Annotated in this window: 26 protein-coding genes, 1 pseudogene and 1 riboswitch; of the genes and pseudogenes, 22 read left to right on the top strand and 5 right to left on the bottom strand. The window is 34.2% G+C overall.

From position 1 onward, the window contains the following. Positions 1 to 12 precede the first annotated feature (12 nt). From ACYUJ6_RS09375 to ACYUJ6_RS09360, 4 genes are all read left to right on the top strand, one after another. On the top strand, positions 13 to 945 hold the full coding sequence (locus tag ACYUJ6_RS09375) for a bile acid:sodium symporter family protein (RefSeq protein WP_461842528.1): 933 nt from the start codon (positions 13 to 15) through the stop codon (positions 943 to 945). 121 nt (positions 946 to 1066) lie between these two features. Continuing rightward, the gene (gene ilvB / locus ACYUJ6_RS09370; protein ID WP_461842527.1) at positions 1067 to 2677 is read left to right on the top strand and encodes a biosynthetic-type acetolactate synthase large subunit; all 1611 of its coding nucleotides are present in this window, start codon (positions 1067 to 1069) and stop codon (positions 2675 to 2677) included. 15 nt (positions 2678 to 2692) lie between these two features. Continuing rightward, positions 2693 to 3184, top strand: a complete 492-nt coding sequence (gene ilvN / locus ACYUJ6_RS09365; protein WP_461845479.1) for an acetolactate synthase small subunit — start codon at positions 2693 to 2695, stop codon at positions 3182 to 3184. A gap of 205 nt (positions 3185 to 3389) precedes the next feature. Then, positions 3390 to 4556 (top strand): iron-containing alcohol dehydrogenase, encoded by a 1167-nt coding sequence (locus tag ACYUJ6_RS09360; RefSeq protein ID WP_461842526.1) that lies wholly within the window; start codon positions 3390 to 3392, stop codon positions 4554 to 4556. A 135-nt stretch (positions 4557 to 4691) separates the two neighbouring features. Here the strand turns inward: ACYUJ6_RS09360 and ACYUJ6_RS09355 are convergent, their stop codons facing one another. Continuing rightward, on the bottom strand, positions 4692 to 5573 hold the full coding sequence (locus tag ACYUJ6_RS09355; protein ID WP_461842525.1) for a VIT1/CCC1 transporter family protein: 882 nt from the start codon (positions 5571 to 5573) through the stop codon (positions 4692 to 4694). A gap of 409 nt (positions 5574 to 5982) precedes the next feature. On the opposite strand from ACYUJ6_RS09355, the gene ACYUJ6_RS09350 reads away from it, so the two are divergent. The 5 genes and pseudogenes from ACYUJ6_RS09350 to ACYUJ6_RS09330 all read left to right on the top strand — a co-directional run bounded on the left by ACYUJ6_RS09350 (position 5983) and on the right by ACYUJ6_RS09330 (position 12444). After that, positions 5983 to 6579 carry a TraR/DksA C4-type zinc finger protein gene (locus tag ACYUJ6_RS09350; protein ID WP_461842524.1) on the top strand — a complete coding sequence of 199 codons (597 nt, stop codon included), beginning with the start codon at positions 5983 to 5985 and terminating at the stop codon, positions 6577 to 6579. Positions 6580 to 6650: 71 nt separating this feature from the next. Then, positions 6651 to 6887 (top strand): annotated as a pseudogene (locus ACYUJ6_RS09345) (HAD hydrolase family protein); the annotation flags it as partial. Positions 6888 to 7177: 290 nt separating this feature from the next. Further along, complete coding sequence (locus ACYUJ6_RS09340) at positions 7178 to 7702, top strand: peptidylprolyl isomerase (protein WP_461842523.1); 525 nt, start codon at positions 7178 to 7180, stop codon at positions 7700 to 7702. A 391-nt stretch (positions 7703 to 8093) separates the two neighbouring features. Beyond that, on the top strand, positions 8094 to 10256 hold the full coding sequence (locus tag ACYUJ6_RS09335; RefSeq protein WP_461842522.1) for a YhgE/Pip domain-containing protein: 2163 nt from the start codon (positions 8094 to 8096) through the stop codon (positions 10254 to 10256). 28 nt (positions 10257 to 10284) lie between these two features. Further along, positions 10285 to 12444 (top strand): YhgE/Pip domain-containing protein, encoded by a 2160-nt coding sequence (locus ACYUJ6_RS09330; protein WP_461842521.1) that lies wholly within the window; start codon positions 10285 to 10287, stop codon positions 12442 to 12444. A gap of 70 nt (positions 12445 to 12514) precedes the next feature. Here the strand turns inward: ACYUJ6_RS09330 and ACYUJ6_RS09325 are convergent, their stop codons facing one another. Both ACYUJ6_RS09325 and ACYUJ6_RS09320 read right to left on the bottom strand, forming a co-directional pair. Next, a complete protein-coding gene (locus ACYUJ6_RS09325; protein WP_461842520.1) occupies positions 12515 to 13912 on the bottom strand; it encodes an MATE family efflux transporter in 1398 nt (465 codons plus the stop codon). A 3-nt stretch (positions 13913 to 13915) separates the two neighbouring features. Beyond that, positions 13916 to 14374, bottom strand: coding sequence for a MarR family winged helix-turn-helix transcriptional regulator (locus ACYUJ6_RS09320; protein ID WP_461842519.1), 459 nt, complete (start codon positions 14372 to 14374; stop codon positions 13916 to 13918). Between the two features lie 191 nt (positions 14375 to 14565). On the opposite strand from ACYUJ6_RS09320, the gene ACYUJ6_RS09315 reads away from it, so the two are divergent. The 5 genes from ACYUJ6_RS09315 to ACYUJ6_RS09295 all read left to right on the top strand — a co-directional run bounded on the left by ACYUJ6_RS09315 (position 14566) and on the right by ACYUJ6_RS09295 (position 18830). Further along, positions 14566 to 15273, top strand: a complete 708-nt coding sequence (locus tag ACYUJ6_RS09315; protein WP_461842518.1) for a lantibiotic protection ABC transporter ATP-binding protein — start codon at positions 14566 to 14568, stop codon at positions 15271 to 15273. Between the two features lies 1 nt (position 15274). Beyond that, positions 15275 to 16024, top strand: coding sequence for a lantibiotic immunity ABC transporter MutE/EpiE family permease subunit (locus ACYUJ6_RS09310; RefSeq protein WP_461842517.1), 750 nt, complete (start codon positions 15275 to 15277; stop codon positions 16022 to 16024). Beyond that, complete coding sequence (locus ACYUJ6_RS09305) at positions 16025 to 16780, top strand: lantibiotic immunity ABC transporter MutG family permease subunit (protein WP_461842516.1); 756 nt, start codon at positions 16025 to 16027, stop codon at positions 16778 to 16780. Between the two features lie 17 nt (positions 16781 to 16797). Next, complete coding sequence (locus ACYUJ6_RS09300) at positions 16798 to 17457, top strand: response regulator transcription factor (protein ID WP_461842515.1); 660 nt, start codon at positions 16798 to 16800, stop codon at positions 17455 to 17457. A gap of 101 nt (positions 17458 to 17558) precedes the next feature. Next, on the top strand, positions 17559 to 18830 hold the full coding sequence (locus ACYUJ6_RS09295; RefSeq protein WP_461842514.1) for a HAMP domain-containing sensor histidine kinase: 1272 nt from the start codon (positions 17559 to 17561) through the stop codon (positions 18828 to 18830). Positions 18831 to 18875: 45 nt separating this feature from the next. On the opposite strand, the gene ACYUJ6_RS09290 is transcribed toward ACYUJ6_RS09295, so the two are convergent. Further along, positions 18876 to 20570 (bottom strand): M3 family oligoendopeptidase, encoded by a 1695-nt coding sequence (locus ACYUJ6_RS09290; RefSeq protein WP_461842513.1) that lies wholly within the window; start codon positions 20568 to 20570, stop codon positions 18876 to 18878. 322 nt (positions 20571 to 20892) lie between these two features. Here ACYUJ6_RS09290 and abc-f point away from each other — a divergent pair, with 322 nt between their 5' ends. Genes abc-f through rlmH form a run of 3 tightly spaced genes read left to right on the top strand, consistent with a single transcriptional unit; the run spans position 20893 to position 23271 of the window. Then, positions 20893 to 22521, top strand: coding sequence for a ribosomal protection-like ABC-F family protein (abc-f, locus tag ACYUJ6_RS09285; protein WP_461842512.1), 1629 nt, complete (start codon positions 20893 to 20895; stop codon positions 22519 to 22521). A gap of 22 nt (positions 22522 to 22543) precedes the next feature. Continuing rightward, entirely contained in the window at positions 22544 to 22777 is a 234-nt protein-coding gene (locus tag ACYUJ6_RS09280; RefSeq protein ID WP_461842511.1) for an EcsC family protein, read from the top strand. A 14-nt stretch (positions 22778 to 22791) separates the two neighbouring features. Next, on the top strand, positions 22792 to 23271 hold the full coding sequence (gene rlmH / locus ACYUJ6_RS09275) for a 23S rRNA (pseudouridine(1915)-N(3))-methyltransferase RlmH (RefSeq protein WP_461842510.1): 480 nt from the start codon (positions 22792 to 22794) through the stop codon (positions 23269 to 23271). 241 nt (positions 23272 to 23512) lie between these two features. Here rlmH and ACYUJ6_RS09270 read toward each other — a convergent pair whose 3' ends face one another. Beyond that, positions 23513 to 23593 (bottom strand): putative holin-like toxin, encoded by an 81-nt coding sequence (locus tag ACYUJ6_RS09270; RefSeq protein WP_254904849.1) that lies wholly within the window; start codon positions 23591 to 23593, stop codon positions 23513 to 23515. A 204-nt stretch (positions 23594 to 23797) separates the two neighbouring features. Between ACYUJ6_RS09270 and ACYUJ6_RS09265 the strand changes: the two genes are divergently transcribed. From ACYUJ6_RS09265 to ACYUJ6_RS09245, 5 genes are all read left to right on the top strand, one after another. Further along, entirely contained in the window at positions 23798 to 23995 is a 198-nt protein-coding gene (locus tag ACYUJ6_RS09265) for a hypothetical protein (protein ID WP_461842509.1), read from the top strand. A gap of 117 nt (positions 23996 to 24112) precedes the next feature. Further along, positions 24113 to 24337, top strand: a complete 225-nt coding sequence (locus ACYUJ6_RS09260; RefSeq protein WP_461842508.1) for a hypothetical protein — start codon at positions 24113 to 24115, stop codon at positions 24335 to 24337. Between the two features lie 100 nt (positions 24338 to 24437). Continuing rightward, on the top strand, positions 24438 to 24725 hold the full coding sequence (locus tag ACYUJ6_RS09255; protein ID WP_461842507.1) for a JAB domain-containing protein: 288 nt from the start codon (positions 24438 to 24440) through the stop codon (positions 24723 to 24725). Positions 24726 to 24904: 179 nt separating this feature from the next. Then, positions 24905 to 25000, top strand: a riboswitch (guanidine-I (ykkC/yxkD leader). 100 nt (positions 25001 to 25100) lie between these two features. Continuing rightward, the gene (locus ACYUJ6_RS09250) at positions 25101 to 25421 is read left to right on the top strand and encodes a DMT family transporter (RefSeq protein ID WP_461842506.1); all 321 of its coding nucleotides are present in this window, start codon (positions 25101 to 25103) and stop codon (positions 25419 to 25421) included. A gap of 110 nt (positions 25422 to 25531) precedes the next feature. Further along, a complete protein-coding gene (locus ACYUJ6_RS09245; protein WP_461842505.1) occupies positions 25532 to 26221 on the top strand; it encodes a radical SAM protein in 690 nt (229 codons plus the stop codon). Positions 26222 to 26261 lie beyond the last annotated feature (40 nt).

Here is a 26261-nt window from a genome sequence, read left to right as displayed (position 1 = left end):
AGGGGAAATGAATTGGTTAAAAGAATCAGTAACATATGTAATAAATATTTTGCACTTTTAGTTATAATAATTGCCATAATAGCTTTAATGAAGCCTAATACATTTTTATGGGTGGTTCCCAGAGTGTCCCTTTTACTGGGGGTCATAATGTTTGGAATGGGAATGACTTTAAAGAAGGAAGATTTTAAAGAAGTTTTTACAAGGCCCAAAGATGTACTGGTTGGAGTAGTTGCTCATTATATTATAATGCCGGCTGTAGCTTATGCACTATGTGTTCTTTTAAAATTGCCCAGGGATATTGCAATTGGGGTAATACTTGTAGGATGCTGTCCAAGTGGAACTGCATCTAATGTAATGTGTTTTATAGCAAAGGGGGATTTAGCACTTTCTGTATGTATAAGTTCCGTATCCACAATTTTAGCTCCCATTTTTACACCGGCTCTAATATTGCTATTGGCAGGTAAATGGGTTGAAATACCTACTCTGGCATTATTTATTGATATTGCAAAAATAGTGATTCTGCCCATTGTTCTTGGAGTTGTTTTCAATAAAGTTGCAGGTAAAACAGCTTCCAGGGTAGTAAATATATTGCCTATTGTTTCAGTAATAGCTATAGTTTTAATAGTTGGAGGGGTTGTAGGAGCAAATTCAAAGAAGCTTATTACAACTGCTGCAATTGCAATAGGAGCTGTGGTGCTTCATAATCTGTTTGGTTTCCTGTTTGGATATCTAGCTGCCAAAATAATGAAAATGGATTATGCAAAAAGAAAGGCAGTTTCATTTGAAGTTGGAATGCAGAATTCGGCTTTAGGTGTTTCACTGGCCATGAGCTTTTTTTCTCCTGTGTCAGCTATACCAGCGGCGATATTCAGTGTTTGGCATAATATTTCAGGCCCCACTCTTGCAAGTTACTGGGCGGGTAAAATTAAAAAAATGGATAGATGAGTTTTGTAGTGTTGATTATGCACAACAAGCAGATTATTTTTGCTTGTTGTGCATAAAAAATATATTAGATTTTATTCATAGAAAGAAGTGGTATATTAACTAACGGTGAGGAGAGATGAATATGAAATCGGCTGAGGCAATCATCCAATGTTTCAAAAAAGAAAATGTAAAAATAATATTTGGGTACCCTGGTGCTACGGTGATTCCCATGTATGAAGCTTTGAGAAAATCAGATATTGAACATGTATTGGTAAGACAGGAGCAGGCAGCAGGTCATTCTGCCAGTGGATATGCCAGGGCTACCGGAAAAGTTGGTGTCTGTATTGTGACATCAGGGCCGGGTGCGGCTAATCTTATTACGGGTATTGCTGCTGCTTATATGGACTCCATTCCCATGGTGATTATTACTGGACAGGTAAAGTCCACCTTAATTGGAAGAGACGTGTTTCAGGAATTGGATATTACAGGTGCTACAGAATCCTTTACAAAATATAATTTCCTTGTAAAAGATGCAAAGTGCATACCTAAAATTGTAAAGGAGGCATTTTATATAGCCCAAACTGGAAGAAAAGGTCCTGTACTTATAGATATACCTGTAGATGTAATGGATGTGGATATTGATTTTGAATATCCAGAAACCGTTGATATAAGAGGATATAAACCTACTACCAGAGGTCATGCAGGGCAGATAAAAAAAATAGAGGATAGAATTAAAACCAGTGAAAGGCCCCTTATCTGTGCAGGAGGAGGAGTTATTCTTTCCAAAGGTGAAAAACAATTGAGAGAATTTGTAGAGAAATCTCATATACCTGTTGTCAATACACTGATGGGAAAGGGTGCAATGAATGAAGATAGTGATTATTATGTAGGTTTGATAGGAACTCATGGTTTTGATTATGCCAATAAGGCTGTAAAAAATGCAGATGTTTTAATACTCATTGGAGCTAGAGTTTCAGATAGAACAAGCTGTGGTATAAGTGGATTTGCAGAAAAAGCCGATATAATTCATATAGATATCGATCCAGCTGAAATAGGAAAAAATCTGGATACTGATATTCCCGTAGTGGGTGATATAAAAAATATTTTAGAAAAACTGTATGAAGGAATATGCCCAGTGAAAAGTGAACATTGGATAAATGAAATCAGGGAATGGGAAAAGAATTCACAAATACAGAGAAAAAATACGGACAAAGTAAATCCAAAGTATGTTTTACATAACATATCCGAAGTATTGAAGGGAGATGTTATTTTAACTGCAGATGTAGGACAAAATCAGATCTGGTGTGCCCGTAATTTTAAAATTGTGGATGAAGGGAAATTTCTTACTTCCGGCGGACTTGGAACTATGGGATATTCACTGCCGGCAGCTATTGGAGCTAAAATAGGTTGCCCGGATAAAAAGGTAGTGGCTTTTGTTGGTGACGGCGGTTTTCAGATGAGTATGTTTGAGCTTGCTACTATTGCAGAGAAAAAAATAAATATGATCATAGTACTTTTTAATAATTCGGGACTGGGATTGGTTAGAGAAATTCAAAAGAATAACTGTCTTAAGGAATTTGAAGTTAACTTTAAAACCAATCCGGACTTTGTTAAATTGGCGGAAGCTTATGGATTATCGGCAAAAAGAGTGAAAAATGATAATGAATTTAAGGAGACTTTTCAGGAGGCTCTGCATTCAGAAAGGACATTTTTAATAGAATGTATGGTAGATCCTAATGAAAGTACATTTTAAAAGGGGGAGATCACTATAAAAAGGTATGTGCTGTCAGTATTGGTGGAAAATCATTCGGGAGTTTTAAGTAAAGTGGCCGGACTTTTTAGCAGGAGGGGATACAATATTCACAGCCTTACTGTAGGAGTTACGGGAGATCCTGAAATATCACGAATGACTATTGTCTCCCTGGGAGATGATTATATGTTTGAACAAATCAGCAAGCAGTTAAATAAATTAATTGAAGTTATAAAGGTAATAGATTTAACAGATGTTCCATCCGTTTGCAGGGAACTATCCTTGGTAAAAGTATCTACAGATTCAAATAGTAAATTATTGATTATGGAAATTGTAAATACTTTTAGAGGGAATATAGTGGATATGGATGAAAAAAGCCTTATAATTGAAACAACAGGTGATGAGAAAAAAATATCCGCTTTTATTGAAATTATGAAACCCTATGGAATTAAAGAAATCATACGTACAGGACTTACAGCTATTCAAAGGGGAAATAAATTGGAAAAGTGATATAAAATAAAGCACTGTTCGAAAAAGTTACAGGATTTATTGTAGATTTTGACAAAAAAATGAACACAAAGTTTATGCATTCAAGGGAGTATAGTGAAATCAACATCCGTTTTTTGGCATATATATTGCTGAAACATATTTAATAATGTTTTATTGGTTAAAACATGAAGTAATACAAAAATTGAAATTAGGGGGAATTAAAAAAATGGAAAGATTTACACTGCCAAGAGACATTTACTTTGGTGAAAATTCTTTGGAATATCTAAAGAGTTTGGAAGGTCACAAAGCTGTAATTGTTGTAGGAGGAGGCTCCATGAAAAGGTTTGGTTTTTTGGACAAGATTGAATCTTATCTAAAAGAAGCAAACATTGAAGTTAAATTGATTGAGGGAATTAAGCCAGATCCATCTGTTGAATCTGTTATGGACGGTGCCAAGATTATGAGAGAGTATGAGCCTGATTGGATAATAGCAATAGGTGGAGGCTCACCAATTGATGCGGCAAAAGCCATGTGGGTATTTTATGAATATCCTGACTTTACCTTTGAAAAAGCAGTAGTTCCATTTGGAATACCTAAATTGAGACAAAAAGCAAAGTTCATAGCTATACCGTCTACAAGTGGTACAGCAACTGAAGTAACTTCATTTGCCGTAATAACTGATTACAAAACTCAGATAAAATATCCTATGGCTGATTTTAATTTAACTCCGGATATAGCAATAATAGATCCGGCGATTGCACAGACCATGCCTAAAAAACTTGTGGCATACACTGGTATGGATGCATTGACTCATGCAATAGAAGCTTATGTAGCAAGTCTGCGTTCGGATTTTTCAGATCCACTTGCACTGCATGCTATAAAGATGATTGATAAATACTTATTTGAATCCTATAAGGGGAATACAGAAGCCAGAGGACATATGCACATAGCTCAATGTCTGGCAGGAATGGCATTCTCAAATGCGCTTCTGGGAATAACACATAGTATGGCCCATAAAACTGGTGCAGTATTCCATATACCGCATGGATGTGCCAATGCCATATTCCTGCCTTATGTTATAGATTTTAACAAGGGTGCCTGCCCGGAACGATATGCAGAAATAGCCAGATCACTTAAACTTCCTGGAGATAGTGATGATGAACTGATAGATTCATTAACTGACATGATTAAAAAGATGAACAAGAGCATGAATATTCCTCTTACATTAAAAGATTATGGAATAAGTGAAAGCAGTTTTAAAGAGAATCTGGATCGTATATCTCACAATGCCATGGGTGATGCTTGTACCGGAGCAAATCCTGCAAAGATAACTGAAGAGGAAATGAAAAAACTTTTCCAATATATATATGAAGGGAAAAAAGTTGATTTTTAATATTTGATTTTAGGCAGCGGGTATTATTTACCGCTGCTTATTTGTTTAAAATTGCTGTATAATATATTTCGCTGATTTAATCTTGACGGGAAGCTGTCTATTAAAGAAATAAAAGATTAGGTTAAAAAAAATATGTTATAGATTTATTCCAAGTATATTTTTTACTATGAGACCTACAATAAAGGAGAAAAGGGAAACTCCCAGACTTACTCCAGCCATTTGCAGAAATCGCTGCTTGAAATTAAATCCTTTGGCTACAGATATATAATAATTGAATATGGATATTATAATTACAGCAATAACAAGGCTTATAACCAACGCTTGTATATACATGTTTCTGGGCATAAAAAGAAAAGGAAGTATGAGCAAAATAACGGTTATTAAATAGGATCCACCGGTGTAAATGCTGGATTTTACAGCATTTTTTGTGCTTTCTGCTTTTTCTGCAATGTATTCACTGGCAGCCATGGAGAGAGTAGCTGAGATTCCTGTAATCATTCCAGCCAGTGCAATTACTTTTGTATCTGCCATGGAAAGTGTGAATCCGGCAACACTGCCTGTTATTTCTACAAGTGCATCATTTAATCCAAGAACTATGGAACCAATATATTTGAGCTTTTCTTCATCCAGCATGTCAATAAGCAAGAACTCGTGTTTTTCCTCCTCTTCAGCTAACCTGGAAAATTCGGGAAGAGATTTTGACAATTCACCATAACTATAACCCTTAATGGCTTCATTTTCTCTTCCTTCCATTTGTTTTACAGCAAAAGTAAAACCAAAGATCCTTGCTACTGTGGAATAAAACCATACTCTTTTTTTATTTTCAGAAACATTCATATGAGTATATGTTTTTATAAATCTATAATGTTCTTCTTCATCTTTTGCTACTTTTAGAAGTATATTTTTGTTGTTTTCATCCTTTGTAATTTTAGCCACATTTATATATATCTGTCTTTCAGTTATTTCCCTTGACTGCATTTCAATCAAAATCTTCTTAAAACTTTCACTTATTTTCATTTTATCTACTACCTTTTTATATATTACTTTTATTAAAACAGGGATTTAACACATATTATAGTACTATAACAGCGTACTTACAAGGTAAAACTCACAGGTAGGCATTTTTCTTGATATCCCATTCAACTATTCTGGAATTTCTGATTTTGCCAACAGCAAAACTATCTGACTATAAGTGGCCACTTTGCTTTTTGGTATTCTAAAACTTATGTTATGGAACCTGCGAAAATTCTTAGACAATTTTTGTATCATTTTGATTTAGGGGTTGGAGATTCTGAAAAACTGCTCTGGGATGATAATAGATTTGATCATAAAGACAATATAAGAATTCATAACTATAGAATAAACAATGATTTTTTAGTTAAAATATATTTATATTGAAATATAAATAAGAGGTGCTTATATAATTATGGATAATAAATTATTAGAGAGTTTTAAGAATAAATTAAAATCACAAAGAGATGAAGCAAATGACTTATTAAAACAAATGGAAAGGAATCAAACAATAAAATCCAATGCTGAAATGTCTGCGGAATTATCCTTTTATGACAATCATCCAGCAGATAGTGCAAGCAGTATATACGATAAGGAAAGAGGAATGGCTTTTCAAAAAAATGAAGAAATTATTGTGGAAAAAATAGATGATGCACTAAAAAATATAGAAAATGGTACTTACGGAGTTTGTAAAAAATGTGGAAGAGAGATAGACAGGGAGCGTCTGGAATATATTCCATATGCGGAATATTGTATTGATTGTCAAAAAAGTATTGATAATTTAAAACCTGACGAAAGAAAAAACAGGCCTCCGGAAGAAGATATCATTGAGTATACCATGGATGGTGTACATAACAATCAAGTTGAATTTGATACGGAAGATAGTTATCAGACAGTAGGCAAATTCAATAGAAGAGAAAATATAGTGGAAGAGTATACGGATGAAGATGAAGAATATGTTGAGCCTATAGAAAAAATAAGCAATGACCAGTATAAAAATCAATTGCCTTAATTGAATAGAAATATTTTCACGCAGGCAATGAACATGGATTTGTATAAACATCAAATCCATGTTCATTATTTATTTCACGGGGTTTTGATGTTTCAAAATCCTGGGATGATCCGGAACTGAACTTTGACAAGTTTGTAGTATGGATAAATGGAGAGAGTATTAATGATTTGCCAATGCTTAAATACGTACCTAACAGCATAGCCATGGGAAATGCCACACCCCTTTTATTCGATTTAGTGTCATTTGTTACAAGGGATATAGAAGAAGATGGAATCAAACATACATTAGAACACTATGGAATTATATAAACATGGTTAATGAAACTTGCACAAATTAGGAGAATTTTTGTCATAGTGGTTGATATCAGCAGGTTAAAAGCACATATACAATTAAATATTTATATAAGATATGGAGGAAGAAATTATTTGCTTGACAATAGTTGTAAAAGAATTTATTGTATAAATACATATAGTAATATATCGTATACTATATAAGAATTATAGACTGCATTGATTATATGCAGTCTATGTATAAATTACCATGACAAGGGGTTTGTAATACCTTGTACATTTAGATATTTTGGAAAGAAGGAATATAAATGAAAAATCCTATAGTTACAATTGAAATGGAAAATGAAAAACTGATAAAAATAGAGCTTTATCCAGATATTGCACCGAATACAGTAAATAATTTTATATCACTAGTAAAAAAAGGCTTTTATAATGGTGTGATTTTTCACAGGATTATACCGGGATTTATGATTCAAGGAGGAGATCCTGAAGGTACGGGAATGGGAGGCCCAGGCTACTCAATTAAAGGTGAATTCTCATCCAATAATTTTGCCAATGATTTAAAGCATAAAAAAGGAGTAATTTCCATGGCTAGAACTATGGCACCGGATTCTGCAGGTTCACAATTTTTTATAATGACAGATGATGCCCCTCATCTTGATGGTCAGTATGCTGCATTTGGAAAAGTTATAGAAGGAATTGAGGAAGTAGATAAAATAGTATCACAAAAGAGAGATTATAATGATAAACCCTATGAAGATCAAAAGATGAAAAATGTAACTGTAGAAACTTTTGGAGAAGAATATGAAGAACCACAAAAACGTGTGGAATAAAAACTATATGTTTCAATGCAGTCATCTAATAAGTATTTAATGGAATTTAAGAAAATTTTGCACTTGGCTTTTCCTGGAAAAGCTGGTTTAGAGCTGCCCATATAGGCAGTTCTATTTTCATTACAGCCTGACCATGGATATATTATTATGTGTAGAATTTTATCATAAATAAGGGGCTTTTAGTATAAACTGTACAAAAAATAAGTAAAATAGTAGCATCTGCTTTGTTGATGAACTGCTATTTTTTTGATCTATAAATAAGTAGCACTATTTTTAAAGAATGTTTATATTGGCTGGTATCATTTCGCGGAGTTATTAAATGTTTACTAGAAAATATGAAATTTTGAAATATACATCTGTTTTTTGGTATTTGCAATAGGAGGATTAATATATGTTAAAAAATATTGTAAAAGTTTTTAAAAGAGATATGAAAAGTACCTTGAAAAATAAGATGACAATGTTGATTGTTGCAGGCGTATGTGTTCTTCCATCTCTATACGCATGGATTAATATAAAGGCATGTTGGGATCCTTATGGAAATACAAATAATATTCCTGTGGCCATAGTAAATGAGGATAAAGGTACAAAGTTTAGAGACCGAGATTTAAATGCGGGTAACAAGATCGTGGAAAAATTAAAAGATAATCATAAAATAGGATGGAAATTTGTAAACGGCAAAAATGCGGATGTGGGTATTGTAGATGGAACATACTATGCAATGATAAAAATTCCAGAAGATTTCTCAAAGGATCTTGCAAGTATAATATCAAATACTCCTAAAAAGCCTCAGATTATTTATAAAGTGGATACAAAAAACAGTCCCGTAGCCCTTAAGATAACTGATGCAGCAAGAAACACTCTGGTGGATCAGATAAAATCCAGTTTTATATATACAGTAAATCAAACTATATTTTCTTCCTTGAATACTCTTGGGAAAAATGCAGATGAAAACAAGCAGAACATTATAAATTTAAAGGATGGGATAATAGAATTAAGTAATAATATGGATATTATAACAGATGTTCTTGAAGGTATAAGTGATGGCTCAAGTGATTTGAATTCAATGCTTTCCCAGATTAAGTCAGGTATTCCGGTGATAAATTCAGGAATAGATAATTTAGAAAATAATAATGAAAACAGCAAGTCATATATACAGTCCATTCAATCCTCCATGAATAATTCCTTTGACAATATTGGAGTTAATTTAAATACTGCAAAGACTGATGTATATAGAATTCAAAATTTAATATTAGATTTGAATTCAACTGCTGCAGATGTAAAGTATTCCAATATAGATTCCACCGCAAATAAAATCAATTATGAAATAAATATATTATATAATAAAATAAATTCAATCATTACCTTTCTTGAAAAAATCAATGAATTCAAGCATGATGACAGTACATCAAGACTTTTGGAATCTTTAAAAAATACCAGAGATTCGTTGAATGTAGAGAAAAACAAGATAAACAGTATTCAAAAGCAGCTTAATAATTCAAATGGAATGAATAAGAATTTGATGAACTCACTAGCAAATGATATGGCAAATATAAATCAGCAGTTAATAGATGAAACTAACAAATACAATGGGCAGGTAAGAAAAAATTTAAATTCTCTAGCAAATGAACTTATTGAATCCGCAAATGGTGCTTCTTCTGTCTTGGCAGCCATACAGGGGCTTACTTCCCAAGAAGGTAATTCCATAGATGCATTAATGGATGGAAGTAAACTGGCAGCAGATTCATCCAGTAAGCTAAATAGCAGGCTGCTTGAATTCAAGGATATTATTACTAGATTGGCAAACAAACTCAAGCTGGTAAATAATAATGATATAATACGGATAATTACTATATTGCAGGATGATCCTAATTTTATAGGAAGCTTTATATCAAATCCATTTAATGTTGTGGATCAAAACATATACACTATTTCAAATTTTGGTTCAGCTATGGCTCCTGCTTATACAACACTTTCAATTTGGATTGGTTCCATTGTACTTGTATCCATTTTTAAAACAGATGCAGATAGATTTGAAGGGGATGAGGAACTTCCACCAAGGGAAAGATATCTTGGCAAAATGACAACCTTCGTAACTTTTGCACTGGTGCAGGGACTTATAGTAGTTGTTGGAGACAAACTTTTACTGAATGTTCAAATGGTGAATGTGTTTTTGATGATAATGGTGGCACTGCTTTCATCTTTTACTTTCATGGTAATAACATACACTCTTGTTTCCATGTTTGGAAACGGAGGAAAGGCAATATCCATTATTTTGCTTATAACTCAGATAGCCGGCAGCGGAGCTACTTATCCAATACAGCTTGATCCACCTATTCTTAGGATAATGCAGCCTTTGTTTCCCTTTACCTACTCTGTAAGTGGATTCAGGGAAGCTATTGCAGGTCCGCTTATAAGCACTGTAGTTATGGATTTTGTAATTATGATTTTAATTTCAATATTTTTTATACTATTTGGTTTATTTCTGAAAAAACCTTTACAGGATAAAACCTATAAATTCAGGATGAAATTTAGGGAATCTGGTATGGGAGATTAGATTAATATTGATTTTAGGAGGAAAGGCATTGAAGACAGTATTTAAGTTATTAAAAAGGGATTTGAAAAATATAACAACAATTCCATCAGTGCTTGCTTTAATTTTATTATTGTGTTTTCTGCCATCTCTCTATGCGTGGATCAATATTAAAGCCTCATGGAATCCATATGCCAATACAGATAAAATGCCCATAGGGGTGGTAAATAACGATAGCGGCACAACTTTTAACGGAAAAAATATAAATGTTGGAAATGAGATAGTTAAAGACTTAAGAAAAAATTATTCTATAAATTGGGTTTTTATAGATGACTGGCAGGGAAATTATAAACTTAATTCAGGAAAATATTATTCACTTATAGAAATACCGGCTGACTTTTCCAGCAAGCTTTTAACTTTGACTACACCATCCCCTGAAAAACCCAGTATAATATATAAGTCAAATGAAAAGCTCAATGGAATAGCCACTAAAATTACGGAGTCAGCTAAAACTACCCTGATAAATAATATAAGAAGCACTTTTATAGAATCAGTAAACAAAGAGGCCCTAAAACAATTAAATTCTATGGGTAAAAAGCTTGAAACAGATAAACCGCAAATTTTACAGCTGAAGTATGTTATACCGGAGGCCATAGCTACTGTGGACAGTATAAAGAACCATATATCCAAGGAAAATTCCAACTCAGAAAATCTTCAAAAATATCTCAGTGAAGTTCAGACGGATTTGCCAAAATTGTCCCAGCAGATAAACAATCTTCATGACATTGTAGCACAGGAAAGGATATTGACTTTATCCACCAAACAATCTATAAATTCTGCACAAAGTGATCTGGATAAAGATATAAATGAAATTGAATCAAAAGAAAACCAACTTCAATTGTTACTTAACAACTTGCAAAATATGAATGATGCAAGTATTGGTGCAAGTTCAGCCAGCAGCATGATAGATAATCTGAATGGGTTGAACAATTCCCTAATAGACAAAGTAAATACTGATATCAGAATTCTGAATACTATAAATAAAATTATGCCTGTCAATTCAGTAAGTGATCTTATAGATTGTCTGGAATCGTTGAAAACTTCACTAAACACTGAAGCAGGTTATTTAACACAGTTAAAAATGTTGATAAACAGCAGTTCTTCAAAAGACAACATTAATGGAATCATAAATCAGCTTTCTGCATTAAGTATGGGTATATCCACTAATATAAGCAATGTATCAGACAGATTTTATTCAGGAATATATGAAGCAATGAATTTATTATCAGATGAATTGGAAGTTGGCTTAGACAGTATTGATTCAGCATTGGATACAACCCAGAACTTGTTGCCTGAACTAAAAGTTCTTGCAAAATCCGGCATATCCAACAGCAAAAATTTAATTAATCAGCGAAGTAAACTAGATAAAAAATTGACAGACATTCAAAATAAGTTAAACAAATTAAGCGGCAAAATAAAGGAGCTGAATAATAAAAATTTAACTTCAATAATAAATATAATGGAAAAGAATCCGGATAAAATATCCAGCCTTATATCATCCCCTATTGAGGTGAAAAATGTTGAAATATATAATTCAGGACTGTTTGGATATGGAGTAGCACCTTTTTATACTACTCTTGCAATATGGGTGGGAGTTTTGCTGCTATCTTCCATACTGACCATGAAATACAGGGAACTTGAAGGTGGGGAAAAACTGAAATCCTCCCATAAGTATTTTGGAAAATTTCTTCTGTTTTTGATGATATCAATTATACAAACCACAATTATAACTTTGGGAGATATGTATATAGTGGGAGTAAAACCTGTAAATCCAGGGCTTATGATTGGATTTGCCCTTGCCTGCAGTTTTACTTTTACCATTATTATAGTTACATTGGTATCTGTAATTGGAAATATAGGAAAGGCAGCTGCAGTGGTAATAATGGTTTTTCAGATTGCTGGGGCAGGAGGAATTTATCCTGTAAAAACCCTGCCTCAGATATTTGGAGTGCTGGAGCCGCTTTGGCCCTTTACGTATGCAATAAATGGATTCAGAGAGGCTATAGCAGGGCCTGTCTGGAATAATGTGTATAAGGATTTTCTTGCTTTAATGGTTTTTGCAGGTGTATTTTTGATTATTTCCATTTTAAAAGAACCTCTTCAAAAATTAACTGACAAATCAGAGCACAAATTTAAAGAGTCGGGTCTGTAGAGTCAGGGGCAGTTTGTCTATGTGGGTGAAGAGACTTGTCTTATATTAAATCTTTCACTATAGTTAAATTTCAGCTGTTCATTTTAGATGAGTCTGCTAATGGACTTGATCCATTTGGGACACAAGAACTTCGTGAATTAATGTGTTTCATTTCCAAGAAGACAAAGCCTGCGGTTATCAAAGCAGACAGGATATCAGCTATAGGTGGAGTCCTCCATACACCTTCAATACCCCAAAAGTGTGGCAATATCAGCAATAGGGGAATCAATAAAAACAACTGCCTGGATAATCCCAAAATTGTGGATTGAATTGGTTTGTTCACTGCCTGAAAGTATTGGGAACACACAATTTGAAAACCAGCTACAGGAAACATCAAAAAAAAGACTGACAGTGCGTGAGCGGTGAGCCGGGTTAGTTTTATATCATTGCTGATAAACATGTTAGCAATTTGAGTGGGCCATAAATGCACCACTGCAGTGCTGACTACCGCTATGACCGTACCAACAATAGCTGCTTTTCTTAAAGCTTCTTTCACTCTATTGAATTGTCGGGCACCATAGTTAAATCCGATAATGGGCTGGGCACCTTGACTAACGCCAAGAATAGGCATAAACATTAAAGTAGATATACTTCCCACAATACCCATGGCCGATAGTGCCATATCTCCACCATAGGTCATAAGCGCTTTATTTAAAATGGTATTTTGCAGACTGTTGGCCAATTGCATGGAAAAAGGGGCAAAGCCGATAGATGCAATACTAATGACTATATTTTTCTGTAATCTGAGATTTTTTAGTCGTATTTTAAGCAGACTAGGTCCCCAAAGGAAATAACTTAAAACCCAAATGGATGAAAATATCTGACCACAGATTGTGGCCAGTGCGGATCCTTTAATTCCAATGCCTAATCTTATTACAAAAACATAATTTAAGATTATATTAATCACAGTTCCTATTATCTGGGTAAACATGGCCATTTTAGGATTACCTTCAGCTCTGATAAAATTTACCATTCCCATACTTATAGAACCCAAGGCTGATGCCAGCATTATAATGTGAGTAAAATCTTTGGCATAAGGCAGAACCTCAGCACTTGCTCCAAAAAAAGTAAGAATAGGATCGCTGAAAAGAAAATAAATGATACTTATGCATATTGGCAGTAATATCAACAACAATGTGGCATTTCCGGCTATTTTTTCAGCCTCTTCTGGCTTCTTTTCTCCCAGGCGAATGGATATCAGTGATGTAGCACCAACACCAATTAGCACAGACACCGCCATGAGAATAAGCATAATTGGAAAGGCCACGGTTATAGCTGCAATAGCAATTGAACCCACTCCACGGCCTACAAATATACGGTCAATAATATTGTATATGGAGTTTACCAGCATGGCTATAACAGCTGGCCAGGAAAACTTCCACAGCAGACTACTAATTTTTCCATCTCTAAGTTCCGTTGTACTATCCATTTTTTAATTCACCTTCTTAATTTTTTTCATGAATTCCACAACATATTTAAGACTATCCACAAATTTCATTAGTTCATCAGATTGTGCATTACCTAAAATTTTGCTTATACATTCAATGGAGTTTCTCGTTATATTTTCCATTTCTGATTTTCCGGCAGCTGTAAGGGATATTAGGGTCTTCCGGCGGTCATTAGCATCTTCGCAGCGAACAACCAGACCAAACCCCTCTAATTGATCAATCAAGGTGGTTAAGCTGCCTTTTTCCATATTAAGCATCTTTGAAATTTGGGTTGCAGTAAGAATCTCATTCTGATAAAGGAAACCTATGATCATAATGTGATTTTTTTTAATTCCATGGTATTGACGATTTTCTTTTGGAAATTGGCGGAGAAATTTTTCATGAAACAGTCCTACGGTTTTAAATAACAGATCATGCAGCTCTCCTAGTTCTTCGTATGTCATATATATCACCTTCCATATAGTTAGAATTCTAATTTTAAGAATACTAACCTATTATATGCCTCTACTTTCACCATGTCAAGTTAAAAAAGAATGAGCAGAAGCTCAGCATCAAATAAGAAAAGTTTTTTACGTTCCTTATAAAATCCTTATAATTATCTGCTATCATCTTTATACAGGAAAGGATGATTGAAATGGATAATTTGATTTTGGAAACCAGTGATCTTTGTAAGGCCTTCAAAGGAGAATATGCGGTGAAGAACATATCCCTCAAGATAAAGAAAAATTCCATCTATGGACTTCTGGGACCCAATGGGGCGGGAAAATCCACCACACTGAAAATGCTGACAGGTATGCTTCGTCCCACAAGGGGGAGAATTTTATTTGAAAATGAGCCCTGGAGCAGGAGTGCTTTGAAGGATATAGGGGCCCTTATTGAATCCCCGCCTCTTTATGGAAACCTTACTGCCAGGGAAAATCTTAAGGTGAGAACCACGGTTTTGGGGTTGGCGGAGAACAGAATTGACGAAGTGCTGGGCATAGTTGATCTTAAAAATACAGGGAAAAAGAGGACACATCAGTTTTCCATGGGTATGAAGCAGCGTCTTGGGATAGCTCTGGCCCTTATAAACCATCCCAAGCTTTTAATTCTGGACGAGCCTACAAACGGACTTGATCCTTTTGGAATACAGCAGTTTAGAGAGCTTGTAAAATCATTTCCAAAGCAGGGTATAACAGTTATATTGTCAAGTCATATATTGAGTGAAGTAGAACAGGTGGCCCAGGAAATAGGAATTATTTCAGGCGGAGTTTTGGGCTATCAGGGACACATGAAAGCAGGAGAGGATCTGGAAAAACTTTTTGTGGAAGTTGCAGGAAAGTACAGAAGGGAGGGCGAATAACATGGCAGCATATTTCAAGTCCGAGGCTTTGAAGGCAAAACACAGCTTTTCAACAAAACTTGTTTTTCTGGCACCTGTTTTTACCATAGTAGTGGTACTTTTCCTCTCTGCAGCCTATTTCCATCAGAATATCTATAACTGGTGGTATGTAATGATACTTCCGGGAATGATATCCGTAGTGTGTACCCTTGTGGCAAAACAGGACGGCAGAATGAAAAATATGGCAGTGATGTCACTGCCGGTGGATGTTAAAAAAGTATGGATGTCCAAGATACTTTTGTGCATACTTCTTGTGGTGGAAGCTTCAGCTGTTATTCTGGCCGGTGCTGTAGTCATTGGGAACCTTTTAGGTGTAGGCATTTTCAAATTGCCTCTTTTAAACCAGTTTGAAGGAGTTTCAGTGCTTGTACTCACTTTTTTGTGGCAGATTCCCCTTTGCCTTTTCCTTGGAAGCAAAATAGGAATGTTCCTCACAATTATCATAAATATGGCAGCTTATATGGTTCTTGGAATATTGTGTTCGGTAAAAGGTTTGCTCTGGATGATACCCTATGCTATTCCCGCCAGGCTCATGTGCCCCATTTTAAAAATTCTTCCAAATGGCCTGCCGGCTGTCCCGGGAAATCAGACTTTCAGGCCGGAGCTTCTTTCAAAGGGTGTTATTTTGCCCGGGATTGCAATTTCACTGATTTTGTTTTTAGTGCTTGCATTTGCAACTTCAAAGTGGTATGAAAGACAGGAGGCAAAATAGATGGTTCAGTTCTTTAGGCTTGTCAGGGGGGATTTCCAGAAAATAAAGAGGAGCTCTATTTTGTGGATTCACATTCTAGTTCCTTTTTTTATAGCGGCGGCGTTTATAGTTTACTATTCAAATTCTACTGTAAATACATTTTCAAAGATATCCGGATATTTCGAAGTATTGTCCATAGGATTTCCACTTATAATCGGAATAGTTACAGGTAATGCACTGGAGCAGGAGGCAGATGCGGGAAATTTTCAGCAGCTTTTAATGGCAAGGAGGAAGATGGGCAGCTTTTTCAGCAAAATAGTAATGCTTTTCCTGCTGGAGTTATTTTCCCTGTTTATCGCAGCAGGCGTTTTTGAAGCTGGAATGGAGTTTTCAAATAATGATAATCTCATCTCTGCAGCAATTTGTGGAAAAATTGTTTTACTGCTTTTTTCAAGCACGGTATTTTTATATTTTCTCCATGCACTCTGCAGTCTGAAATTTGGCAGCGGGGCCTCCATAGGTCTTGGAATCGGGGAAAGTCTGATTTCAGCTTTAATGCTCACAGGTCTTGGAGATAAGATATGGAAGTGGATTCCCTGTGCTTTTGGAGTAAGATTTTCTGATTATTATATTGGCTTAAATGCAAATACTACAAATAGTGCTTATATTATATGGGATTTTAAAAGTGGAATTTATACCTGCACTGCAATGACAATTGCTATAATTATAATAAGTGTGGTTTTCTTTCATTATTTTGAGGGAAGAAATGAAGACTGAGCAGATGAGGTGATAAAATGGCTAAGATACTGGCAATTGACGATGAAGAGGGGATTCTTGAAATTATAAAAGCTGCACTTTTCAGGGAAGGACATGAAGTTACTGCTGTCAGCAATTTTTCAAATTTTACGGTGGAAAAATGTCAGGATTATGATCTGATACTTCTGGATATAATGATGCCGGATATGGATGGATTTACCCTCTGCAGGAAAATCCGGGATCTGGTGGATTGTCCTATTATATTTTTGACGGCAAAGACCTCTGAAGGGGATATTATAAAGGGACTTGGACTGGGGGGAGATGATTATATCACAAAACCCTTTGGGATTGGAGAGCTGAGATCCCGTGTAGCAGCTCATCTAAGAAGAGAGCACAGGGAGAAGCACAACAGTTTTGCCATAGGAAGGGTTAATTTTAAAATGTCTGCAAAAGAAGTATATGTCAAAGACAAACTGGTGCCTTTGACAAAGGGAGAATATGAAATCAGTGAATTTTTAGCACTAAACCACGGCCAGGTGTTTTCCAGAGAAAAGATATATGAGTCCGTATTTGGATTTGACAGGGAAAGTGACAGTTCTGCTGTTGTGGAACATATAAAGAACATAAGGGCAAAGTTCCATAAGGTAAATTGTCATCCAATTGAAACGGTTTGGGGGATTGGCTACAAATGGGTTTAAAGAACAGTAAAAATTTTAGAAGTTTATTTGTGAAATATATTATATATTTTATTTTCAGCACTTTTATACTTTTTCTGTTTGTCTTCTTTGGATTTGATTTTATGCTTAAAGCAAATATTGTGTTTCCTGCCAATTATTTTGAGAAGAAAATCCAACAAAATGGGAATGAGATTACAAGGGTGGAAAAGGTAACTGAAGCTCTGGTACCTGAAGGCTGTCAGTATGGTGTTTACAGCAGGCAGGGTGAAGTTCTCTATGGAAATTTTAAAGTCAGAGAATTTCAGAAGGTATGGAGGGATTTTAAAAACAATAAAGTGACTTCAGGGAGAAATCGCTATTACAAGTTTTTTTACAGAAGTAATGAAATCTGTATTGTCAGGTATCCGCTGAGAGCGCAGTTTACAAATCTATTTCTCAGGAAATATTTTCCTGATATCGAAAATTTATTATATATTCTTGCATTCTTAATTTTTATAATGGAGGTACTTTTACTTTCTGCAAGATTTGGAAGATATTTTTCAAAAGAGATGGGTATATTGATGAAAATTACAGAGAGGATAAAACAGCGGAATCTTGATTTTAGTCCCGGGCATTCAAGAATCTATGAAATTGATAAGGTTATAAATTCTTTAGATGAGATGAAAAGGGCATTGAAGGATTCACTGGAAAAACAGTGGAATATGGAAAACGCAAGAAAAAATCAAATTTCTTCACTGGCCCATGACATAAAGACACCACTTACCATTATAAAGGGAAATGCAGAACTTATGAAAGAGAGCTGCAGTGATTCTGGGGCTATGAAATACAACCGGTATATTCTTGAAAGCGCCAGTGAAATTGAAGGCTATTTGACACTGCTTATGGATATGATAAAATCGGAAAACAGTATTGTATTTAACCCGGTGAAAATAGACAGGAAAATATTTTTCAAAAGAGTGGAAACCGCAGGGAAGACTCTTGCAGATAGAAAAGATATTCAGTTTGTCAGCGGCAAAGGGGAAAATGTGCCGGAATTTTTCCATGGAGATGAAGAGCTGCTGTACAGGGCCCTTGTAAATGTGATATCAAATGCAGTTGAATATTCACCAAAAGGTGAGAAAATTAATTTCAAGTTGGAGGGAAACGGCAACAGTATAATGTTTTCGGTTGAAGACAGTGGAAGGGGATTTTCAGAGGAAGAACTGCAGCTGGCTGGAGAGCAGTTTTACAGGGGTGACAGCAGCAGAAACTCAATAGATCATTATGGTATGGGGCTTTTTATTGCCAGGTCCTTTATGAAACTTCATGGGGGATTTGTGAAATTGTCAAATTCTGAAATCACAGGGGGAGCTCTTGTAATACTTGAAATACCACTGAACCCAATTAAGTGTTAAGAAACACCAGAGTAAGATTGATTTTACTCTGGTGAAATTCTAAAATTACAGCTCTTTATCATCTATGGAATTGAACCACTCATTTATAGGTTTCATAATTGAACTTATACAGCCATCCTGAAAAGGTGACTTTAGGTCTGCAGTTTCAACAATTCCTAAGAAGGATTTTGTGCCTCCAACTCTGCATATCTTTATATAGTCTTCCCAGGCGGATTTTTTATTGCCCATTGCTTTTTCCCAGAATTGCAGGGCACATATCTGTGCCAGAGTATAATCTATATAGTAAAAAGGCACATTGAATATGTGGGACTGCTGAAACCACCAGCCTCCTCTTTCCAGAAAGCTGCATCCGGTATAATTTTTATGAGGCAGATATTTTTTCTCTATATTTCTCCAGGCAGTTTTTCTATCTTCAGGAGCTGCCTCCGGATTTTCATATACATAATGTTGAAATTCATCTACAGTTACTCCATAAGGTATGAATTTTACGGCACTTTCAAGATGGGCAAACCTGTATTTATCCGCATCTTCGTGGAAAAAAAGTTCCATCCAGGGCCAGGTGAAAAATTCCATGCTCATTGAATGTATTTCACAACTCTCGTAAGTTGGAAATATACATTCCGGAACTTCAATCCATCGGGACAGGTAAGTCTGAAAGGCATGACCGGCTTCATGGGTCAAAACATCCACATCTCCTGAAGTGCCGTTGAAATTTGAGAATATAAAGGGAGCCTTATAATCCGGTATATAGGTACAGTATCCGCCCCCAGCCTTGTTCTCTTTGGTAACAAGATCCAGAAGTTCTTCCTGCAGCATGAAATTGAAAAATTCTCCGGTTTCATCAGATAATTCGGAGTACATCTTACGGGCATTTTCAACTATCCAGTTAGAACTTCCCTTTGGCTTGGCATTTCCTGTGGTAAATTCAAAACTTTCATCATAATAGGTGAGAGAGTCAAGTCCAAGTCTTTTTCTCTGTTTTTCATAGAGGATTGAAGCAGCAGGTACAAGGTATTTTTTAACCTGATTTCTGAAGTTGGACACCATTTCAGGAGTGTAGTCACTTCTCTTCATTCTTATATAACCAAGTTCCACAAAATTTTTAAAGCCCAATTTTTTGGCTATTTTAGTTCTCACCTTCACAAGGTCGTCATATATTTTGTCAATTTCATCTTCATGGTCTGCAAAAAATTTGTATTTGGCATCTGAAGCATTTTTCCTTATTTCTCTATCCTTGCTCTGCATAAAAGGCGTCAGACCAGATAGGTTTCTGGTTTCACCCATAAAGGGAATTTTTGCAGAAGCCAGTAATTTTGTGTATTCAGAGGATAATTTATTTTCAAACTGCAGCTCCTCTATGACTTTTGGTGAAAAAGCCTTTAGAGAAAATTCTGCCAGAGTGAAAAATTGTGTACCAAGCTTTTCTTCCAGTTCTTTTCTGAATTCTGACTGAACCAGTTCTTTGTAAAATGTAAAATCCAGTTCATCGTACAGAGGGGAATATTCATCCCAGTAAGCTCTCTCTTTATCATAATATTTATCTTTTGTATTTATGCTGTGCCTTATTTCAGCAAGGGTTCCCATAGTCTGCAGGTGATTTCTTATGTGGTTTATGCGATTTATACAGTCGAGCTGTTTTTCACAGCTGTGGGAAACTTTCAGTTTATTCACAAGAGAATCAATTGATTTTTTGATTTTATCATAATCAGGTCTTTCATATTTAAATTCGTTGAATTTCATATAACAAGCCTCCAATGCAACTTGAGTTTATTAATATTATAATATAAATGGATGAATTTTCAAAATGGATAATTTGATGTTTATAAATAAATCTGATAAAATATAATCAATATTATGAAAGGGCAGGGTATGTAATTAATGAAGAACAACTAATTCAGCTTTTAAATCAAATTGAATTTAAATTTTACAGGCCGTTAGGTCTTTATTTTGCTGGATTAGTTTAAATGAAACAACAATACCATGATGCTGCAGCTGCAGTGCATCATTTATGTACTTGTTTTTTGTTTATCTTTCCGGCTTTATGCAAAGGAGAGATTTTTTTATGCTTATTTTAGAGGCTAATGATCTAAAAAAATATTATGGTGACAGGTTGATTATATCTCTTAAGAATTTAAAGATAAAAACTGGAGACAAGGTAGGAGTTGTAGGGAGAAATGGTGCAGGTAAAAGTACTTTTTTAAATATTTTAGCTGGGGAAGTGAAGCAAGATGAAGGGAGTATTCACAGGTACTGTTCTATTTCATACATGAAACAATTTTCAGATGAAAATATAACAGCCCAGGGTAAAATATTGAAAGAATTCAGGGTTGAGAAAAAAGTTCACACTGGAAACGTCAGCGGAGGCGAGCGTACCAAACTCAATATTGCAGCTGCATTAAGCGAGGGCACAGAACTGCTCCTGGTGGATGAGCCCACCTCAAATCTGGACTATGAAGGTATCAGTGTTTTGAGAAAAAAGCTGGGCGAAATAGAAACTTTTGTATTAATAAGTCATGACAGAGAGTTTATGGATTCACTTTGTAATAGGATCATTGAAATAGAAAATGGGAAACTTGTCTTTTATGAAGGAAACTATTCCTGTTATAAAAAACAAAAATCTATAAAAATGAAAAGTGTACAAAATGAATATGAGCAATATATAAGTGAAAAATCAAGGCTTGAGAAGGCTGTTACTGAAAGAGAAAGTAAATCAAAATCCATGAAAAAAACTCCAAAGAGAATGGGAAATTCAGAAGCAAGGCTTCACAGGAGAGAGTCCGGTGAAAAAAGAAAAAAAGTGGAAGGAGCAGCAAAAATCATAGAAACCCGTCTTGAGAAACTGGAGGTTAAAGAAAAACTGAATAGAATTCCAGAGGTAAAATTTGATTTTTCCCTTACTGATCCTCCTAAGAATAAAATAGTTATATCAGGTGACAATATATGTTTTAGCTATGGAAGCAATGTTATTTTGAATAATACCAATTTTAAAATATACAATAAAAGTAAAACAGCTGTTATGGGACCTAATGGTTCGGGGAAAACTACGCTGCTAAATCTTATATACAGTAATTTTAAATCAATATATAAAGTACCCAGGGTAAAAATAGGTTATTTTTATCAAGACTTTCAAAATCTTTATTATGATAAAACCATACTTGAGAATGTAATGGAAAATTCCATTCAGGGCGAGAGTTCTGTAAGAACAATTTTGGCAAGATTATTGTTTTTTGATGATGAGGTATACAAAAAAGTTTCTGTACTCAGCGGAGGAGAAAAGATAAAAGTTTCCTTTGCAAAATTATTTGTTTCAGATGTCAATGTACTGCTTCTTGACGAACCTACCAACTATCTTGACATATATTCAATTGAAGCTCTTGAAGATATTATTAAAGTTTATGACGGGACAGTTGTATTTGTGTCCCATGACAGTAGATTTATAAATTCAGTTGCGAAGAGACTGCTTTTATTAAAAGATGGGCAAATAACGGAATTCCATGGGAATCTGAAAGAATTCCAGGAACAGCAGAAGTTGAAAAATGATAATAACAACTATAGTATTGAGAAATCAATTTTGCAGATGAAACTTACTGAGATTATTTCTAAAATGTCACTTCCAAATTGTGACAAAGAAATGCTTGAGGTGGAGTATAAAAGTATTTTAAATAAATTAAAAAGTCTAAATAGAAAATAAAAATATAAAAAGGGAAAATTATATGAGTTTATATGAGGATAAAGCCTTAAAAGAATTATTTAAGTGGAAAGAAGACATGGAAAGTAAAGCTAGTGCTGTAAATGATTTTACAAAAAATATTCAGGAAAAAATGAACAGCTTTATTCTTGAAATTGGGGCAGTAGTAGGTGCATATGCCAATTATAAGTTGATGGAAAAACTGGAGAATACAGCTGTGAATGCCTATAGGCTTAGAATTTTTAAATTGGATATTTAGGAAATGGAGATAATATGAATATTACAATAATTGCAGTAGGTAAATTGAAAGAAAAATATTTAAAAGATGCAGTTGGGGAGTATTCAAAAAGACTTTCCAGATACTGTAAACTGAATGTCATTGAAGTCATGGATGAAAAGACTCCAGAAAATGCTTCTGAAAAAGAAGAAAATGTGATAAAAGAAAAGGAGGGCAAGAGAATATTGAAACATTTGAAGGAGGAAAATTATATAATAGTTCTTGACTTAAAAGGAAATATGATCTCCTCCGTGGAGTTTGCCAGTAAAGTGGAGCAGCTGGCTTTAGCTGGAAACAGCAGCATAACTTTTATAATTGGAGGCTCACTTGGTATTTCCAGGGAAATTTTACAAAAGTCTGATTATAAATTGTGTTTTTCAAAGATGACTTTCCCACATCAGCTTTTCAGGGTAATGCTTTTGGAGCAGGTCTATAGGGGATTTAAGATAATTAAGGGAGAACCTTACCATAAATAACGCAGCTTTTGTGTAATTGGTTGATATGAGCTGGTTAAAGAAATTTGCTTGAAGTTACTATTAATAAAAAGTTTTATAAAAATATGATTTTAAATTATAAAATGTGTTATAATAAAAATACAAAGAGGGAAAATAAAAACAGGATGCGGCTAACATCCTGTAGTATACAATCTAGTTGCTTAGGCAACTGGTGTCACTAATTATTAGATAAAATAGTAGCTACCATTTGCAGCGGGGGCTACTATTTTTTTATTTCTTTAATAAGTAAAACTATAAATGTTAACAGTGAAATTAGGAATAATCCTCCTTCAAAAAGTAACATTAAGATGTCATTACTCATTGTATCACCTCCCTTGTAAAAGGGATAAGTGATACCAGTAGCCCACGCGCAACCTATTTAATTGAAGAATATTTCAAGAATGTATACAACGACATAGGAAAGCCAGAAGAAAAGACAATAAATGAATTTTCACTAAAAGACTATGGAATAATTGTATACATCGAAGATGGAGACAATGTTTAGGATTTGAAGGAAATAGGATTGAATCCAGAAGACAATGGACTTTTAGGAGCAACTCCGGAATGGGTTGATGAACAACCTATAGGAGAAGATAAACTGGAGAGTATATGCATAGTTTGCAACAATGAATATGCACTAAGTATATTTCTGCTAAAGAACAACATGGATAATGAAGTTAAAAAGTGGATAGAAGATAACAGATAACCACCCAATCTCGAATTAAAGAAAGAGATTGGATGGTTATTTTTCTGTTTAAAAAGTCTTAACTGCTGTATTTATAGTGGTTAACGCCTTTTTTGGTTTTAATGGAAGGGGAGTAATATGGCTAGAAAAATCATAAAGGATACTAAATACTGTCAGATATTCAGCCGGGGAAAAATATCAGATGAAGAATATACCTACTGTATTGAGAAAATATTTGTAAAGGTCAAAGAGAGAGAAGAAATAAGGTTTAGCCTATACAAAGATACAACATTGACACCGCAGAGGTATATTCCAAGGTCACTGGATGTAACGGAAGAAGAACTGCTTGAATTGATAAAATAGGCTATAGATAATTTGGTATTTTCAAAGGAATTCATAAAGAATTTGGGTGAACTGTTGAATCAAAAGCAGCCTAAAAATAAGAGCAAAGGGGAGTTGAAAGATGAAAAATAAAACTAATGAAGAGATATCTGAAACAAGTAAATCTAAAATTATTCCTCGCAAGAGGATAGGCATAGTTTCAATAAAAATGATAAGGGAGAAGAATATATTATTTGATATGAGAGTTATAAATTCATCAAGGGATGTAGAAAAGCTAGGGAGAATATTTCTTGAAAATGCAGATAGAGAAGAGTTTATGATATGTTGTCTTGATAATAAGAATAAACCAACTCTGATTAATATAGTATCTATAGGAAGCATTAATAAATCTATTGTACATCCACTATAAATATACAAAAAAGCTATTTAAAAAAGTACGGAGCATTGTATAAAATGATATAATCTATTTGTAAATTAATTTATAGTAGTAAAATTTTGCAAAGAAAAAATATTGACTTGATTTAAATCCACTACTATGCTAAATTAGATTTATAAGTTGCAACTTATAAATTATAAAAAAGTTTATATGTCTGAGTTTTCTAGGGTTCCGCAGTTTGCAACTGGCTGGTCCGAGAGAGAACGCACATTTAATTGTGTACACGGAAGGATAAAAACCTGGGAGATATTTTTGTAATATTTCCTTAGGCTTTTTTTATTTTCTTTTAAGTAAGCCATGAAATATTACTATACTAATCTTAATTGCTAATTTAGGGAGGTAAAGTTTGTGGAATGGATTTATTTAGTTACAGCAGGTTTCTTCGAAGTAAGCTGGGCAATAGGGCTGAAGTACTCACAAGGATTTACAAAAATATTACCTAGCATCTTAACTGTTATAGGAATGATTGCAAGCTTTTATTTTTTATCATTGTCTTTAAAAAGCTTGCCACTAGGCAATGCATATGCAATTTGGACAGGGATAGGAACTGTTGGCACTGTAGTCTTAGGCGTTATTTTATTTAAAGAACCCATTAATGTAATGCGTATGATTTGTATTGTATTTATAGTTTTTGGAATCGTTGGTCTAAAATTAACATCAATAGACTAATAATTGTATATAACTTAAAAATAGCAAAAATAAATGTAATTTTGATGAAAGAAAAGTGATAAGAAGAAAATATGCAGCTATTTAGTTTTAACATGAAGGAGGATGAGATAATGGGTGGTTTCAGTTATAAAGATATTTATATGGAAGATGGAAGAAGGGTACTTGAGATTAACGTACTTCCAGAAAAGTATTGTAATTTTGATTGCATATTTTGTCCTATTGGAAGGTCGCAAAATAAGGTGGATACCAAAAGGTCATTTGATAAAATAGACAGTTCATTGATTGAACTGGGAAACATAATAGAAAGTACAAAAGCAGAATTAGTCTTTATTAACTCAAAAGGAGAAGCTTTAGTAAATGATAAAATTGGTGATATTATTGACTTTATCAAAGCCAAAGGTTTGCCTGTAAGACTACTTTCTAATGGATATTTACTAGGTAGAGATGAATATATGAAAATTGCTAATAAATGTGATGAGGTTATTGGAGAAATAAAAATAATAACAGAAGAAGGCTTTCAAAAAGTTCAAAGACCTATTGAAGGATATACATTAGCAGAATATATTTCAAACATGGTTTCCTTTAATAAACAATACAAAGGGAAATTTATATTTGAAATTACTATCATTAAGGGCTATAATGATGATGAAAAATCAATTGAGAAGATAAAAAGTATTATTAAGGAAATATCTCCTGACAAAATAATTGTAGCAAGAATGGAAGATGAAAAATTTAAGAAAAAACTTGGTATAACTGATGAAAGATTTGAGGAAATTTCAAGTTCATTATTAAATATTTAGTAATACTAATACATAATATTCTAAAAATGCGAAACAACGA

The sequence above is a fragment of the Clostridium sp. JNZ X4-2 genome (assembly GCF_054889485.1).
Note: the sequence above shows the minus strand (reverse complement) of the source record. Positions and strands in the feature narration are given on the sequence as shown.

Bases quoted from the DNA above. Each gene is read 5' to 3' on its own strand.
- ilvB (WP_461842527.1), top strand. From the start codon at position 1,067: ATGAAATCGGCTGAGGCAATCATCCAATGTTTCAAAAAAGAAAATGTA.
- ACYUJ6_RS09360 (WP_461842526.1), top strand. From the start codon at position 3,390: ATGGAAAGATTTACACTGCCAAGAGACATTTACTTTGGTGAAAATTCT.
- ACYUJ6_RS09355 (WP_461842525.1), bottom strand. From the start codon at position 5,573: ATGAAAATAAGTGAAAGTTTTAAGAAGATTTTGATTGAAATGCAGTCA.
- ACYUJ6_RS09350 (WP_461842524.1), top strand. From the start codon at position 5,983: ATGGATAATAAATTATTAGAGAGTTTTAAGAATAAATTAAAATCACAA.
- ACYUJ6_RS09340 (WP_461842523.1), top strand. From the start codon at position 7,178: ATGAAAAATCCTATAGTTACAATTGAAATGGAAAATGAAAAACTGATA.
- ACYUJ6_RS09335 (WP_461842522.1), top strand. From the start codon at position 8,094: ATGTTAAAAAATATTGTAAAAGTTTTTAAAAGAGATATGAAAAGTACC.
- ACYUJ6_RS09325 (WP_461842520.1), bottom strand. From the start codon at position 13,912: ATGGATAGTACAACGGAACTTAGAGATGGAAAAATTAGTAGTCTGCTG.
- ACYUJ6_RS09320 (WP_461842519.1), bottom strand. From the start codon at position 14,374: ATGACATACGAAGAACTAGGAGAGCTGCATGATCTGTTATTTAAAACC.
- ACYUJ6_RS09315 (WP_461842518.1), top strand. From the start codon at position 14,566: ATGGATAATTTGATTTTGGAAACCAGTGATCTTTGTAAGGCCTTCAAA.
- ACYUJ6_RS09310 (WP_461842517.1), top strand. From the start codon at position 15,275: ATGGCAGCATATTTCAAGTCCGAGGCTTTGAAGGCAAAACACAGCTTT.
- ACYUJ6_RS09305 (WP_461842516.1), top strand. From the start codon at position 16,025: ATGGTTCAGTTCTTTAGGCTTGTCAGGGGGGATTTCCAGAAAATAAAG.
- ACYUJ6_RS09300 (WP_461842515.1), top strand. From the start codon at position 16,798: ATGGCTAAGATACTGGCAATTGACGATGAAGAGGGGATTCTTGAAATT.
- ACYUJ6_RS09295 (WP_461842514.1), top strand. From the start codon at position 17,559: ATGCTTAAAGCAAATATTGTGTTTCCTGCCAATTATTTTGAGAAGAAA.
- ACYUJ6_RS09290 (WP_461842513.1), bottom strand. From the start codon at position 20,570: ATGAAATTCAACGAATTTAAATATGAAAGACCTGATTATGATAAAATC.
- abc-f (WP_461842512.1), top strand. From the start codon at position 20,893: ATGCTTATTTTAGAGGCTAATGATCTAAAAAAATATTATGGTGACAGG.
- ACYUJ6_RS09280 (WP_461842511.1), top strand. From the start codon at position 22,544: ATGAGTTTATATGAGGATAAAGCCTTAAAAGAATTATTTAAGTGGAAA.
- rlmH (WP_461842510.1), top strand. From the start codon at position 22,792: ATGAATATTACAATAATTGCAGTAGGTAAATTGAAAGAAAAATATTTA.
- ACYUJ6_RS09270 (WP_254904849.1), bottom strand. From the start codon at position 23,593: ATGTTACTTTTTGAAGGAGGATTATTCCTAATTTCACTGTTAACATTT.
- ACYUJ6_RS09260 (WP_461842508.1), top strand. From the start codon at position 24,113: ATGGCTAGAAAAATCATAAAGGATACTAAATACTGTCAGATATTCAGC.
- ACYUJ6_RS09255 (WP_461842507.1), top strand. From the start codon at position 24,438: ATGAAAAATAAAACTAATGAAGAGATATCTGAAACAAGTAAATCTAAA.
- ACYUJ6_RS09245 (WP_461842505.1), top strand. From the start codon at position 25,532: ATGGGTGGTTTCAGTTATAAAGATATTTATATGGAAGATGGAAGAAGG.